At 43.1% G+C, this 13,781-nt stretch carries 14 protein-coding genes; 9 read left to right on the top strand and 5 right to left on the bottom strand.

From position 1 onward, the window contains the following. The 4 genes from JF50_RS24205 to JF50_RS24185 all read left to right on the top strand — a co-directional run bounded on the left by JF50_RS24205 (nt 1) and on the right by JF50_RS24185 (nt 3,930). Nucleotides 1–615: a YfgM family protein gene (locus JF50_RS24205; protein WP_039611837.1), complete on the top strand. Its 615-nt coding sequence runs from the start codon at nt 1–3 to the stop codon at nt 613–615. Between the two features lie 9 nt (nt 616–624). Then, entirely contained in the window at nt 625–1,800 is a 1,176-nt protein-coding gene (bamB, locus tag JF50_RS24200; RefSeq protein ID WP_039611836.1) for an outer membrane protein assembly factor BamB, read from the top strand. A 73-nt stretch (nt 1,801–1,873) separates the two neighbouring features. After that, nucleotides 1,874–3,346, top strand: a complete 1,473-nt coding sequence (gene der, locus JF50_RS24195; RefSeq protein WP_039611835.1) for a ribosome biogenesis GTPase Der — start codon at nt 1,874–1,876, stop codon at nt 3,344–3,346. 194 nt (nt 3,347–3,540) lie between these two features. Next, complete coding sequence (locus tag JF50_RS24185; RefSeq protein ID WP_039611833.1) at nt 3,541–3,930, top strand: VOC family protein; 390 nt, start codon at nt 3,541–3,543, stop codon at nt 3,928–3,930. On the opposite strand, the gene JF50_RS24180 is transcribed toward JF50_RS24185, so the two are convergent. From JF50_RS24180 to JF50_RS24165, 4 genes are all read right to left on the bottom strand, one after another. Continuing rightward, on the bottom strand, nt 3,907–4,257 hold the full coding sequence (locus JF50_RS24180) for a DUF2750 domain-containing protein (RefSeq protein ID WP_039611832.1): 351 nt from the start codon (nt 4,255–4,257) through the stop codon (nt 3,907–3,909). The genes JF50_RS24185 and JF50_RS24180 overlap by 24 nt on opposite strands. A 19-nt stretch (nt 4,258–4,276) precedes the next feature. After that, complete coding sequence (locus tag JF50_RS24175) at nt 4,277–4,855, bottom strand: glutathione S-transferase family protein (protein WP_039611831.1); 579 nt, start codon at nt 4,853–4,855, stop codon at nt 4,277–4,279. Between the two features lie 140 nt (nt 4,856–4,995). Beyond that, entirely contained in the window at nt 4,996–5,277 is a 282-nt protein-coding gene (locus JF50_RS24170) for a peptidylprolyl isomerase (RefSeq protein WP_039611830.1), read from the bottom strand. 71 nt (nt 5,278–5,348) lie between these two features. After that, a complete protein-coding gene (locus JF50_RS24165) occupies nt 5,349–5,882 on the bottom strand; it encodes a glutathione peroxidase (protein WP_039611829.1) in 534 nt (177 codons plus the stop codon). Between the two features lie 305 nt (nt 5,883–6,187). On the opposite strand from JF50_RS24165, the gene JF50_RS24160 reads away from it, so the two are divergent. Further along, nucleotides 6,188–8,140 (top strand): ATP-binding protein, encoded by a 1,953-nt coding sequence (locus JF50_RS24160; RefSeq protein WP_039611828.1) that lies wholly within the window; start codon nt 6,188–6,190, stop codon nt 8,138–8,140. A 56-nt stretch (nt 8,141–8,196) separates the two neighbouring features. Further along, on the top strand, nt 8,197–9,330 hold the full coding sequence (locus JF50_RS24155) for a response regulator (RefSeq protein WP_039611827.1): 1,134 nt from the start codon (nt 8,197–8,199) through the stop codon (nt 9,328–9,330). A gap of 17 nt (nt 9,331–9,347) precedes the next feature. Here JF50_RS24155 and queG read toward each other — a convergent pair whose 3' ends face one another. Next, nucleotides 9,348–10,502: a tRNA epoxyqueuosine(34) reductase QueG gene (queG, locus tag JF50_RS24150; protein ID WP_419177526.1), complete on the bottom strand. Its 1,155-nt coding sequence runs from the start codon at nt 10,500–10,502 to the stop codon at nt 9,348–9,350. Here queG and JF50_RS24145 point away from each other — a divergent pair. Genes JF50_RS24145 through JF50_RS24135 form a run of 3 tightly spaced genes read left to right on the top strand, consistent with a single transcriptional unit; the run spans nt 10,488 to nt 13,781 of the window. Further along, on the top strand, nt 10,488–11,975 hold the full coding sequence (locus JF50_RS24145; protein WP_039611826.1) for a bifunctional ADP-dependent NAD(P)H-hydrate dehydratase/NAD(P)H-hydrate epimerase: 1,488 nt from the start codon (nt 10,488–10,490) through the stop codon (nt 11,973–11,975). The two genes, queG and JF50_RS24145, sit on opposite strands and share 15 nt — an antisense overlap. Then, complete coding sequence (gene tsaE, locus JF50_RS24140; protein ID WP_039611825.1) at nt 11,972–12,448, top strand: tRNA (adenosine(37)-N6)-threonylcarbamoyltransferase complex ATPase subunit type 1 TsaE; 477 nt, start codon at nt 11,972–11,974, stop codon at nt 12,446–12,448. The genes JF50_RS24145 and tsaE overlap by 4 nt, the downstream gene beginning before the upstream one ends. Further along, the gene (locus JF50_RS24135) at nt 12,441–13,781 is read left to right on the top strand and encodes an N-acetylmuramoyl-L-alanine amidase (protein ID WP_039611824.1); all 1,341 of its coding nucleotides are present in this window, start codon (nt 12,441–12,443) and stop codon (nt 13,779–13,781) included. The genes tsaE and JF50_RS24135 overlap by 8 nt, the downstream gene beginning before the upstream one ends.

The raw sequence follows: 13,781 nt of genomic DNA, 5'->3' as shown, positions 1-13,781 counted from the left end.
ATGGAAATTTATTCAACAGAAGAACAACAAGCTGAAGCGATAAAGAATTTTTTTAGAGAAAACGGGACTTCATTAGTTTTAGGTGCTGTTTTAGCTCTAGGTGGTTTATACGGTTGGAAGGCATATAACCAAAATCAAATTACATCAGCTGAAGCCAGCTCGGAAGCTTACAATACTTTAATTGAAAGCGGTGAAGTATTGTCAAAAAGCGATGCGTTTTTAGCGGACAATTCAGATTCTAACTATGCGGTACTTGCTGCATTTGTGGCTGCAAAAGAAGCCGTTGATGGTGGTGAGCTAGCGCAAGCTGCAACAAAACTTCAGTTTGTAGTGGATACTGTTAAAAGTCCTGAATTGAAAGCAACGGCTTTAATCCGCTTAGCACGCATTCAAGCTGAACAGGGCGACTCAGACACAGCATTAAGTACGCTATCTCAGTCTGTTCCTGCGGGTTTTATTGCTCAAGTTGCTGAAGTAAAAGGCGATATTTATTTGTCTCAAGGTGAAAAAGATAAGGCGCGTGAACAATATCAAGCTGCAATCGATGCAGAAGGCGCACAAAACAACGCGTTACTGCAAATAAAGCTGGATGACTTGGCAATTGCATCAAACTAAGGAGTAGCCATGAAGAAGTTGACAATGGCCTCACTGGCATTGTGTATGGCATCGTTAATGGGGTGTTCATCGAGTGATGACGAAGAGGAGTTAGTACTGCCTGAAATCGTTAATCAATTTGAACCTCAAACAGTTTGGCAAGAGTCTCTTGGTGACGGTGTTGAACACTATTTCTCACGTTTGATACCCGCAGCGCATGAAGACCGTGTTTTTGCTGCGGAGCGCAAGGGCCTAGTGGCTGCTTACAATGCTGAAAGTGGCGAGCAGATATGGGAAATTGATACTCGTAAAGACACTTCGATTTGGCCTTGGGCTGACGATGATTCTGCTAAGCTATCTGGCGGTATCTTACAAGCTTACGGTAAGGTATACATCGGTTCAGAGCACGGTGAAGTGATTGCATTGGATCGTGAAACTGGTGAGGTGGTTTGGCGCAAGTCTGTACCAGGTGAAGCGTTGTCGTCTCCGAGTGCTGGCGATGGTCTAGTATATGTCAACTTAGGCTCAGGTAAATTGCTGGCTTTACACCCAGATACAGGTGAAGAGCGATGGAGTTATGAGCAGGAAGTACCAGCACTGACATTACGTGGTCTGAGCTCCCCTACTTCTGCCAATGGTGGTGTTTTGGTTGGTGAAGAGAGTGGTAAGCTAAGTGTACTTATTGCTGAGAGCGGATTTACCGCTTGGAGCACGGATGTTGCCCTCGCCGAAGGCGCATCTGAGTTTGAGCGTTTGGTCGATGTTGATACAAAACCAATAGTATCCGGTGCGTATGTTTACACGATAGCGTATAATGGCAAGCTTGCCGCTATTGATGTGCGCAATGGGAGTGTCGTTTGGGATCGTGAGTACAGCAGTTATCGTGATTTAGCGATTGAACTCAATACTATTTACTTGGTAGATAGTGACGGTGTGCTCTATGCTCTAGATAAAGACTCAGGTACTGAGCGCTGGAGTCAAGCTGGCCTGAGAGGTTGGTATTTAACAGCGCCTGCTGTTGCTGGTAATTACGTTGTCGTTGGTGATCAGGAAGGTAACCTGCATTGGCTCGATAAGAAAACCGGTGACTTGGTGTCTCGTCAAGAATTTGATGATTCAGGCTTTTTTGTAGAACCCATCGTGGTTGATGATAAGTTGATTGTGTATACCCGAGATGGTGAGATCAGCGCGATAAAAATCCCTTAATCATCCCTGACGAAAAGGTTTTTGTAAGGCTTCGCACTGCGAAGCCTTTTGTTGTTTAATGAAGAGGTAGTCTATGCTTCCTGTGATCGCTCTGGTAGGGCGACCAAATGTGGGCAAATCCACATTATTTAATCGTTTAACGCGTACTCGTGACGCACTTGTCGCCGACTTTCCTGGTCTAACTCGCGACCGCAAATATGGTCAGGCTGACTATGATGGTTATGAGTTTATTGTTGTTGATACCGGCGGTATTGATGGCAGTGAAGAAGGCATTGAAACGGAGATGGCTGAGCAGTCGCTTTTGGCGATTGAAGAAGCTGATGTTGTGCTATTTTTGGTAGACGCTCGCGCAGGTATGACTGCGGCTGATCAAGCCATTGCACAACACTTAAGGAAGCAAGAAAAGAAAAGTTTCATTGTTGCCAATAAAACAGACGGCATAGACGCTGATTCGAGCTGTGCTGAATTTTATCAACTTGCATTAGGTGATATTCATCAAATCGCAGCCGCTCATGGCCGTGGTGTAACACAATTGTTGGACGCGACGCTGGGTCCTACGATTGCAGAGCTCGCTCAGCAAGAAGATGAGATAACACAGGACGATGATAGCATTGCAGAGCTTTACCTAGAAGGTGAAGAAGCACCGGAAGAAGGAAAAACTGGCTTTGAAGATAAACCAGTAAAGCTCGCTATAATTGGTCGCCCGAACGTAGGTAAGTCAACACTTACAAACCGTATATTGGGAGAGGAGCGTGTTATTGTCTATGATATGCCAGGTACTACTCGCGACTCTATTTATATCCCAATGACGCGTAACGACCGTGAATATGTCTTAATTGATACCGCGGGTGTTCGTAAGCGCAAGAAAGTCAGTGATGTAGTTGAAAAGTTTTCAGTGATAAAAACATTGAAAGCCATTGAAGATGCGAATGTCATTCTATTGGTGGTAGATGCGCGAGAGGGGATTTCTGATCAAGACTTAAGCCTTCTTGGTTTTGCTTTAAATTCGGGGCGCTCATTGGTAATTGCCGTTAACAAGTGGGATGGCTTAGATAATTACGTCAAAGAACGTATCAAATCTGAACTAGATCGCCGTTTAGGCTTTATCGACTTTGCTCGCCTACACTTTATTTCTGCATTACACGGGACTGGGGTTGGTCATTTATTTGAGTCAGTTGATGAGGCATATGAGTCTGCAACCAAGCGTGTGAGTACAGCAATGCTGAGACGTATTATGGATATGGCGCAAGCGGATCACCAACCGCCGCTCGTACGTGGACGTCGAGTGAAGCTTAAATATGCGCATGCCGGTGGATATAACCCGCCAAGGATTGTTATCCACGGTAACCAGGTGCATGACTTACCAGATAGCTATAAACGTTACCTAATGAACTATTATCGTAAAGCACTTAACATCATGGGTACTCCGATAAAAATTGAGTTCAGAGAGGGTGATAACCCTTATTCAGGTAGAACAAATAAGATGACATTATCGCAAAAACGCAAATTGAGAGCGTTTACCAAAGAACAGCGAAATAAATCTTAATCGTGGCGCGTTATGCGCCACTTTCATTTTAGTTATATTGGTTTTTCACATCCAACCTCTCCATACCTTAGTCTGACGTCAAATTTGGTACACTGTACTAAGTTACGCTTTGTAATGATTGATTTTGCCATGGGCTTTACGCTGCTCATTAATTATGCTTTATTAGTTATATTCTTGTTTAACTTATTGTAGTGATGCATTTTCTTAAAACAGTCATTTATGTTGATGATGTCGAAGAGGTCTTAGATTTTTATTTTCAAGCTTTTGGATTGAGCGCACACTCAGTGACTGAAAATGGCGATTATGGTGAATTAAATACCGGCACTGTATTACTTGCTTTTGCAACACACCCAGTTGCACAATCTCAGTTTAAGCAAAACTACATACGCTCTCAACCAAAGCAGCCTGCATTAGGGTTTGAATTAACGTTAGGCTGTGAAAATGTGTCGAGCTGTTATGATAGGGCTGTGGCAGCAGGCGCAGAGCCTTTGTCAGCACCCTGTCAAAAAGGCGCCCATATACAAGCATATGTGCGCGCAATAGAAGGGACTTTGATTGCGTTAGTCAGCGAGTGCGCGAGCTAGGCTAACAGGCTCGATCTCTACGCAAACATTGTCATCATTCCAGTTGATACCGACAAGTGCGCTATCATCTCTTAAGTCTTCAACCCACTCATCTAGAAACGAGTCTAAATCAATTGCGATGGGCTTAAACTCATCCCACTCATCTTTACACTGTGCTTGCGCTGCTGCTTCATCGCCCCACAGGAGTAAAACATCTGACTCTTCAAATTGATTTGATTCAACAATGACAAAGCCGCCATCTTCTGCGCCTAATGCCCATAATTGCTCACTTTGTTTAACCACAGTGACAAAATTGACCACTTCAGATTCTAATTCAAGATCATTCATATTATTTACCAGTAAAAAATTAACTGCGAGGATCCGTTTCTTGGGCAAGTGTGTGTCGTTGCCATGTTTCCAGATGATTTAGTAACCCATTAAGGTGGCTAATATCTGCAAGGTCTCTGAATCGGATCCAATCTAACAAGCAGTATAAACTGATCTGCAAATACTCGCAGTTCAAAAATACATCTGTTGTACATTGCTTATCTAAGTAAGCCAATGTTTCAGTTATACGTTCGCGTTGTAAATTAAAAAACAAAACATCCGCTTGGGTATCAAAGCCAGAGCGATCCCCTAAGAGCATCTCAACCAGAGAATCATTGCATGCGTTAACGGTGGTAAGTAAATTCTCTTGCTCCCAGTTTAAATGTGGTAGAGAAAATTTATCTTGTAGGTATCTAGCGATTACATTTGAGTCACAAATCGCTTGCTCGGCACTGATTAAAAAGGGGATTTTTCGTGCTGGGTTGTGTTTGATGAGGATTTCTCTATCTTGTTCATTAAAAATATCGATGGCTTTATATTCAATGGAAAGGTTGTGAATACCACAGTAGATTCTTAACCTTCTGACATAAGGCGATGTGTTCGAGCCGTACAAAATCATGGTGTGTTCCCTCATTTATTATTTGATTATGAGTGTAGCACGACATGGTTTGAGTTTGAGGGAGGAATTGTGAAATCTTAAATTTGTAGAATTAAGCGACCAATAAGAGCATGGGCAGCACAAAATGCTGCCCACTCAAACTAATCTTGACGAGAAGTCACCTCAAGTAGGTGATATCCAAATTGCGTTTGTACTGGCCCTTGAACTTCGTTAAGTGGGGCTGAAAATACCACTTTATCGAACTCTGGGACCATCATACCCGGTCCAAACTCTCCAAGTGCGCCACCATCTTGCCCAGAAGGACAGTTTGAAAACTCTTTTGCTAACTCTGCAAAGTCTTCACCACCTGCGATCCGCTGCTTTAACTCCAAGCACTGTGCTTCGCTATCTACTAAAATATGTCTTGCACTTGCTAATGTCATCTTCTCTCCATGCCTTGCCTGATTTTTATTCATACCTTATTCTAATATATAAGTGGTAAAAACGCATTCTTTTACCTGATTTGCTTTTCGATGGCTGTTGTTAACTCTTCTGAAAGGGGTTTTGTACGGCTGCCAAAACGCTGGATTTCCTTCCTGTCAGCTGACACTAAGTATTTGTAAAAGTTCCACTTTGGAGACCCAACCTGATCGCCAAGATGTTTAAAAATAGGGTTTGCATCGTCGCCACGTACAGGGCTTGTCGCAAGCATAGTGAAGGTCACACCGTAATTTACAAAGCATACTTTTGCTGTGTCGGCTTCATCGTTTTCCTCTTGGAAAAAGTCATCAGATGGAAAGCCGAGAACAACAAGTCCCTTATCTTTGTACTTTTGATGTAATGCTTCCAGGTCTTTAAATTGCCCAGTAAATCCACAATTACTCGCAGTGTTCACAATGAGTAGTGGCTTGTCCTTAAATTGGCACAAGTTTACCGTTTCTTTTGAGCGCAACTTTCTTACATCAACATCGGTAAAGTCGTCACAATTAGCAAAAGCGAATGGGCTACTCAGGGCGAAAGCAAGGCTGATAAACGTTCTTTTTAACATGGTTAATTCCGTTGTTTATTTTTATTTACGAGCGACAAAAGAAATAGTTCATTTTGTTGGCAATTAAAGCACATGGTTTTCCATATGCTTTCATCAATATGTTGAACACATGACTTGATGCGTATTTCACTTCAGAGGTTACCATAAAAATCAGTAAAGAGTTATTGCTCTAATTTGTGCCGAAATCTTTAATCTGTTGAGGTGTGTCGTACTTTTTTATATCAAGTGGTGAAGATTGGTGGGATCTGCATTGCTTTTGTTTATTTGGGCTACACTTTGTGTTACCACGGATAAAGGGTATTGCTATGCCAAATAAGGTATTGATCATTGACAGTAATAGCGTGCTTGCCATGCGTATCAAGGTACTTTTTGAATTATTGGGCAGTGACGTTGAACACATTCACTATGAAACGTTAGACAGTCAAACTTGTTTCTCTCACTTCGATGTTATTGCCATTGCACATGGTATTCCTCAAGAATATTTTGAGATTCTGGACGAACTCAGCCAGCATGAAAAAATTATTCTTCTGGCGCCAAAGCCAGAAAATTCAGAGCATCTGAGTGCTTTCAGCCAACTCAACCGAGTATTATCCAATGCCATTGTAATTTACCCCTTCTTCGGCAATAAAGAAATAACAGGCTTGTTAGAGCGAGTGCTAGAGATAGGGGAGCAGGCTCAGTTATTATTGCCTAAGGTGTTATTGGTTGATCATATGCCGTCCAGGCTAAAGCAATTATCCGTGAGTTTAAGAGGGGCTCAATTGGATGTGAAAACGGCCATTAATGCGAATGAAGCGGGTAAGTTAGCGAAGGAGCACCATTTCGATCTACTGATTTGTGACTTTAATTTGGAAGCAGAAACCGGACTAGATGTCTTTGAACAAGTGCGCATGCATCGGATCAACTGTCGTTGTTTGTTGATGACCTCTCGTGAAAGCCAAGTGGATACTTTAAAGGCCATTCGCCAGGGGGTCGAAGATGTATTGACCAAGCCGGTTGACGAAAATGCCCTGTTGCAATCGTTACACAAACTTTGGCAAACCGAGCTACTTCGGCGACATAACCAGGAGTTAGTTGAGCGTTTGCAAGATACGGTAGATGCACTAATTGAACGAGACAGTTTGTTGCGTGTTATCTACAAACACACCCCTGATCCTATTATGCTTTTTAACCTTAAAGGTTTTGTCATTGAAGCCAATGATGCATGTTTAAATTTGTTTGGTTTAAATGCCGAAGAACTGGAATCTCACTCTATTTTTAATTTATTTGAACGCCAGTCTGTAGAAGCGTTAAAAAGTCGCATAGAAACCAGCTTGATAGCGAGGCACTTTGATTGTGATTTAGTCCTGCCAAGACAAGAGGGCGTATCTATTCCTCTTATGGGGACGTTTATTGAAATTGATCACCACGGTGAAATTGCATTGGCAGCGATTTTTAAAAATGTTGCACATTTAAAACGTAAGCAACAATTACTTGAAGAAGCGAAGGAGGTCTTAGAGGCGGAAGTGCAAGCGCGAACAGCACAGCTGCAATCTGCAAAAGACGCTGCTGAGCGAGCTAATATCAGTAAGTCAGAATTCTTAGCCAACATGTCCCATGAGCTACGCACACCCATGCACTCTATCCTGAGTTTTGCTCGCTTTGGGTTAGATAAACTAGCTGCTCACGAAGCACCTATAGAAAAGCTCACTAAGTATTTATCTAGAATTGAAACCAGTGGAGAAAGGTTACTGTTACTTTTAAATAACTTACTCGATTTATCTAAGTTAGACGCAGGCCGTTTCCCGTTTAACCCAGCCATGCACAACTTTGCATCGATTTTAGCGGAAGGGGTTGAGGATGTATCCGGTTTAGCAATGGAAAAGTGCATTACGATTAATTTACACACACAAGATCCCTGCGCTGATATCTATTGTGATCGAGAGCAGATGGTCCAGGTTGTGAGAAATTTGCTTGGTAATGCGCTCAAATTCAGCCCACAACAGAGCCAAGTGCAAGTTTATTTATCTGCCAACGAAGACGCCTTGCACTTATCTATTTGCGATCAAGGTGTTGGGATCCCGAGTGATGAATTGGAGCACATTTTTGATAAATTTGCGCAAAGTAGTAAGACCAATAGTGGGGCAGGGGGAACTGGCCTTGGTTTAGCAATTTGTAAAGAGTTTGTCTTGTTACACAAAGGGTGTATCTATGCACGTAACAGCGAAAGTAGTGGTGCAGAATTTGTTATTGAGTTGCCTTATACGCAGGGTAACTAGCGTCAAATTAAATCCCCGTCTATAACTATATGGAAACAGCACAAGGAACTTAAATTATGGCATTACAACGTATTTTAGCAGTGGATGATGAACCGTTTAACCTCGAAATCATTGAAGAAATCTTGGAAGATTTAGATTTTGAAATTCAAACTGCAACCAGTGGTCAGGCGTGCCTTGAGGTTGTTGAGTCTTTCGACCCTCAAGTGATATTGCTCGATGTGAGTATGCCTCAAATGAGTGGTTATGAGGTTTGTAAAGCCATTAAAGCGAATCCTAGTTTAAGCCATATTATTGTGATGTTTGTATCCGCAAGGGGCTCAGTCGAAGAGCGTATGGAAGGGTATTCTGTGGGCGCGGAAGATTATATTGTAAAACCCTTTGGTCACAGCGAACTTAAAGCAAAGTTACTCCATTTAGGCCAGATGCTGCTAGAAAAAGATATCTTAGAACAGCAAATTGAAGATGCGACGACCACCGCATTTAGTGCAATGGCAACCAGCAGTGAAATGGGGCAAATAGTAAACTTTGTAGAACAGGTCGGAACAATTCAAGATGTCCCGGAGCTGGCAAATGCGCTGATAAGCTGTTTAGCAAACTTTGGGTTAAGTTGTAATGTTGAAATGCGTGTTGACAGTGAAAGGTTACATTTTGCCACAGCGGGTATGTGTTCACCGATAGTGATTGAGTTATTTGAGATCCTGCACTCTAAGGGTCGGTTACATGAGTTTACCAACAGGATTTTAGTTAACTATGAATTACTGAGTGTATTGATATTAAATATGCCGTCTGATGACCCTGATAAGCATGGACGGATCCGTGACCACATTTGCTTTATTGTCAGTGTAACAGAGCAACAATTGTTGTCTATATTGACAAAGAATACCTTGATAAACCAGCAACGAGAGCTCAATAGTGCGATAAAAACCATCCACAGTAAATTTACGGGATTATTATCAATGCTCAACAATAATCGCTCTCAAAATGAAGCCATTTTTAAGCGGTTGCAAGAGTTATTTGAGGCACGTATTCCCTCTATGGGGTTAGATGAAGATCAGGAAGTGTTTATTTTTACGCATATTGATCAGGCAATTCAAAGCTCCGTAGCGAGAGAGGAAGCGATAGCACAGGTAAAAGATGCGTTTGCTGAAATAGAGCATGATCTAGGTAATTTGACCACGGATGATAATTAGCTGACACGAGGTGCTGATCAAGCATCTCGAGGCAAGCCTTTTTCAACGATTCGAATAAGTCGCGCTTTTTTGCGTTCGTCATGTTGCTTGAGGTGTTGCTGATCTATCGCCCAGTGTATATGCTCTTGCACTAAGTCGCTTACATGAGGTAATTTTTCATGCAGTGCCGTGACGATTTGTGCATCATAATTTGCATTACCAAGGCTGACAGCAAGGTTTCGCAGCCAGCGCTCGTGTCCAATGCGTCTTATTGGGCTACCTTCGGTATTTTTTAAAAAAGTGGCTTCATCCCAAGCAAATAACTCAAGTAACTCCCTATCTTTTAGTGTTTTTCTCGGATGAAAGTCCGCTTCCTCAGTCAATTGACCAAAGCGGTTCCATGGGCAGACGAGTTGGCAATCGTCGCATCCATAAATTCGATTACCCAACAATGGACGAAACTTTTCAGGTATTGCACCTTGTAATTCAATAGTAAGATAAGAAATGCAACGTCTAGCATCAACCACATAAGGCTCTACGATGGCACCCGTTGGGCATAAGCTGATACATGCGTTGCATTTGCCGCACCCTTCTTCCACTTTTTTGTCATCCGCAGGAAGGGGAAGGTCGACAAATAGCTCACCAAGAAAAAACCAGGAACCAGCTTGTTTATGGATCAGTAGACTATTTTTACCACGCCACCCAAGACCCGCTTTTTCTGCGATTTGCCTTTCAAGCACAGGCGCGGAGTCGACAAATGGACGAAAGCCGTATTGCCCAACCTCTTGCTCGATGCGCTGTCCGAGCTTTTTGAGTCGATTACGCAGCACTTTGTGGTAATCGCGTCCAAGTGCGTAGCGACTAATATAGGCCGTTGTGCTGTTTTTTAATGCACGGGCAAAACTGGCGTCTGGTGGTAGGTAGTTCATCTTGACTGACACGATGCTTTTTGTGCCAGGCACTAACTCTGCTGGACGGGCTCGTTTCATACCATGTGCTGCCATATACTCCATTTCACCGTGGTAGCCTAAGTCTAACCATCGTTGGAGTTGTTTTTCGTGTTCGCTTAGGTCGATATCAGTGATCCCGACTTCTGCAAAACCTAATTCTTTGCCCCAACACTTAATTTTTTCGGCAAGTTCAGTATAGTTAATATTAGAGATGGCTTTATTCACGGAATGTCTATTTTGCAAGGTCAATACACCCATAATTTACCACAAATTGCTTATTGCGCCCAAGAAGTAAAGCTGCATGAGGAGCAGGCAGCTTTAAATTCAGGCACCACGCTTAGCGAATTAATGCAGCGAGCAGGTCATGCGTTGTTTGAATTAACACGCAATAAATCGGTTAAAAATATATTGATTCTTACTGGTAAGGGGAACAATGCAGGCGATGGTTTTATGCTTGCAAAACGTTGCCTACATGCCCAAATTCATGTCACTGTTTGCGCACTGTTTGAACCCGCTCTGCTTAAAGGGGATGCGGCAGAAGCTTATCAACTGTTTTGTCGCAGCGGTGGTCGTGTCGTTTCATTGCGCTCGTGTGTTGATGGTAATTATGACGCAATCGTTGATGCGGTATTTGGTACTGGGTTTAGAGGAGAATTGCCTGAACAGGTGAAGGAAGCATTTAACCACTTTAAATCCAGTAAGGCTTGGAAGTTGGCTGTAGACATCCCAAGTGGCGTCAATGGCAGTACCGCTGAAGTGTCTCCCGATACTTTTCAAGCAGACACTACATTGACATTTATTGCACTTAAACAAGGGATGTTAACGGGTAATGCGCCTAATTTATGTGGTGAATTGTTGCTGGCTGATTTAGGTATTGCAGATGCTTTTGCAGATCTTTCTCATACCAATTGTTGTTACCCCGGTGGAAAGTATTTACGTTCACTGCGACCGGTGAGAGCCGCTGACAGCTATAAAAATCAGTGTGGACACGTATTGTTGGTTGGTGGCGGAAAAGGTATGGCTGGCGCCATAAGATTGGCTGCAGAGGCATGTTTGCGGACCGGAGCTGGATTGGTGAGTGTCGCGACGCACCCTGAAAATCAAACGGCTGTGTTGCATGGCCGCTATGAGTTAATGGTACATGGTGTCGCGGTCCCCGCACAGCTGGAGGCTCTGCTCAATAAAGCGGATGTAGTGGTCATAGGCCCTGGGCTCGGTCAAGATGCGTGGGCGAAAAAAATGTATACCGCAGTCAAAAATTATAAAGGTTTGGTGGTTTGTGACGCAGATGGCCTCAACCTGCTTGCTCAATCGCACTTGCCATGGCATCGCGCAATCTTGACGCCTCACTTTGGCGAAGCAAAGCGGTTGTTAGGTGATTCAACGTTAAATACGTCCAAACGGTTTGAAGTGGCAGAACAGCTGAGTAAAGAGTATGCAGCTTGTATTGTTTTAAAAGGGCCTGGTAGTTTAATAGTTGATGGAAAAAGAATAAATATTAACCGCTCAGGGTGCTCAGCCATGGCCAGCGCTGGGATGGGTGATGTATTATCTGGTATAATCGCAGGTTTATTAGCACAGGGCTTAAGCCGATTTGAAGCGGCGACCCTTGGTGTGTATATTCATGGCCTTGCAGCTGAGCAGGCTGCTCGTGATGGGCAGCTTGGCACATTAGCAAGTGATTTATTTGTCCATATTAGAGGTATTATGGGATGAGCCAAAACAGTACTCTAACGCTTTCTTTGGCCAATGAAGAAGCGACCGTTGAGTTAGGTAAAAAACTGGCATCTTCTATCGTAAGTGGTGCTGTATTTTATATGCACGGTGATCTAGGTGCTGGTAAAACGACTACGACTCGAGGAATTGTGCAGGGGCTTGGGCATACGGGCAATGTAAAAAGTCCAACTTATACACTCGTAGAGCCCTACGAATTGCCTGAAAAGTCAGTTTACCATTTTGATCTATATCGCCTAGGAGACCCTGAAGAGCTTGAGTTCATGGGGATCCGTGATTACTTTGCTGCTGATGCGGTATGCATCGTTGAGTGGCCAGAAAAGGGTCAAGGTTTTATTCCTGAGCCAGATATTGATATTTATCTGGCTTATGATGGTGATGCAAGAAAAGTGACTTTAAAGGCGCATAATGAACGTGGGCTACAGGTATTACTGACTATTGGTAGTTATGCGTAGTGTTATCATTAAATATAGCTATTTAGTTACAATGTTCGTGCTGCTGATGTTTGCAGCACAAGCATTTGCAAAAAATACCATAAAAAATGTGCGGATCAGCCCCTCAGCTGAGAGTACACGGGTGGTATTTGATTTATCAAAAAAACCAGAGTTCAGCTATTTTGTATTACAAAAACCGCTGCGATTAGTGGTTGATTTTGAAAATACCAAGCGATTGCCTAAATTGCCCGCCATCCCCAAACAAAACCGTCTTATTAAAAAGATGCGTTACAGCTCACCGAAAAAGCGCAGCAGTACACGGGTTGTATTTGAGTTAGAACGCCCTACCAAACCTGTTATTTTTGCGTTGGCGCCAACGGGGAAAAGCTCAGATAGGCTTGTGGTCGATCTGTATGGTCAAAAAAAGCCGCCCGCAACTAAAAAAGCCAGCACCAAGCGTAATTTGAAGCGTGATAGAGACATAATTATCGCGATTGATGCCGGTCATGGGGGGCAAGATCCCGGCTCTATAGGCCCAACCGGCACCTATGAAAAACACATTACATTGCAAATAGCGAAGCGGTTGGAAAGGTTAATCAACAAACAACCGGGCATGAAAGCACAATTAACCCGTTCTGGTGATTACTTTTTAAAACTTAATACGCGTACGGCAAAAGCACGCAAAAAGCGGGCTGATTTTTTTGTTTCAATTCATGCTGACGCATTTTCTAGCCCTCGCCCTCGGGGTGCGTCTGTGTGGACCCTGTCATTGCGACGCGCCAATTCAGAAATTGGTAAATGGTTGGAAAATAGAGAAAAGCAATCTCAATTGTTGGGGGGAGCTGCGGGTGTGATCAAAGACACCGCAAATGAAAAATACCTCGCTAAGACACTGCTGGACATGTCGATGGACCATTCAATGAAAACCGGTTTTCAAGTGGCTGAGAAGGTGGTTGATGAATTACAAAAAGTGGCAAAATTACACAAAAAGCGTCCTCAAGCTGCAAATTTTGGTGTATTGAAGTCGCCAGATATACCCTCTATATTGGTCGAAACAGGGTTTATTTCTAATCCTCAGGAAGAAAAGCAATTAAAGTCCGGGTATCATCAACAAAGATTGGCTAATGCTGTGTTTGTGGCAATTAAACGCTATTACCAACAAAATCCGCCGGATGATTCATTATTTGCTCGTTTAAAAGAGAAAAAGCCTCTACGACATAAAGTAAAGCGTGGAGAATCACTCAGTGTGGTCGCGGCGAGGTACGGTACTACGGTATCGGCACTAAAACGTGCTAACAGTCTGAAAAATAATATTTTACATGTCGGTCAAGTGTTGACTATTCCCAAGGCATAG

It is taken from the genome of Pseudoalteromonas luteoviolacea (assembly GCF_000814765.1).
GTDB classification, from domain to species: domain Bacteria; phylum Pseudomonadota; class Gammaproteobacteria; order Enterobacterales; family Alteromonadaceae; genus Pseudoalteromonas; species Pseudoalteromonas luteoviolacea_H.
The sequence above is the reverse complement of the archived record's forward strand: the minus strand, read 5'-3'. Positions and strand labels throughout refer to the sequence as shown.

What these genes read in the sequence shown, in the direction of transcription:
- JF50_RS24205 (WP_039611837.1), top strand. Translation starts at nt 1, where the DNA reads ATGGAAATTTATTCAACAGAAGAACAACAAGCTGAAGCGATAAAGAAT.
- bamB (WP_039611836.1), top strand. Translation starts at nt 625, where the DNA reads ATGAAGAAGTTGACAATGGCCTCACTGGCATTGTGTATGGCATCGTTA.
- der (WP_039611835.1), top strand. Translation starts at nt 1,874, where the DNA reads ATGCTTCCTGTGATCGCTCTGGTAGGGCGACCAAATGTGGGCAAATCC.
- JF50_RS24185 (WP_039611833.1), top strand. Translation starts at nt 3,541, where the DNA reads ATGCATTTTCTTAAAACAGTCATTTATGTTGATGATGTCGAAGAGGTC.
- JF50_RS24180 (WP_039611832.1), bottom strand. Translation starts at nt 4,257, where the DNA reads ATGAATGATCTTGAATTAGAATCTGAAGTGGTCAATTTTGTCACTGTG.
- JF50_RS24175 (WP_039611831.1), bottom strand. Translation starts at nt 4,855, where the DNA reads ATGATTTTGTACGGCTCGAACACATCGCCTTATGTCAGAAGGTTAAGA.
- JF50_RS24170 (WP_039611830.1), bottom strand. Translation starts at nt 5,277, where the DNA reads ATGACATTAGCAAGTGCAAGACATATTTTAGTAGATAGCGAAGCACAG.
- JF50_RS24165 (WP_039611829.1), bottom strand. Translation starts at nt 5,882, where the DNA reads ATGTTAAAAAGAACGTTTATCAGCCTTGCTTTCGCCCTGAGTAGCCCA.
- JF50_RS24160 (WP_039611828.1), top strand. Translation starts at nt 6,188, where the DNA reads ATGCCAAATAAGGTATTGATCATTGACAGTAATAGCGTGCTTGCCATG.
- JF50_RS24155 (WP_039611827.1), top strand. Translation starts at nt 8,197, where the DNA reads ATGGCATTACAACGTATTTTAGCAGTGGATGATGAACCGTTTAACCTC.
- JF50_RS24145 (WP_039611826.1), top strand. Translation starts at nt 10,488, where the DNA reads ATGTCTATTTTGCAAGGTCAATACACCCATAATTTACCACAAATTGCT.
- tsaE (WP_039611825.1), top strand. Translation starts at nt 11,972, where the DNA reads ATGAGCCAAAACAGTACTCTAACGCTTTCTTTGGCCAATGAAGAAGCG.
- JF50_RS24135 (WP_039611824.1), top strand. Translation starts at nt 12,441, where the DNA reads ATGCGTAGTGTTATCATTAAATATAGCTATTTAGTTACAATGTTCGTG.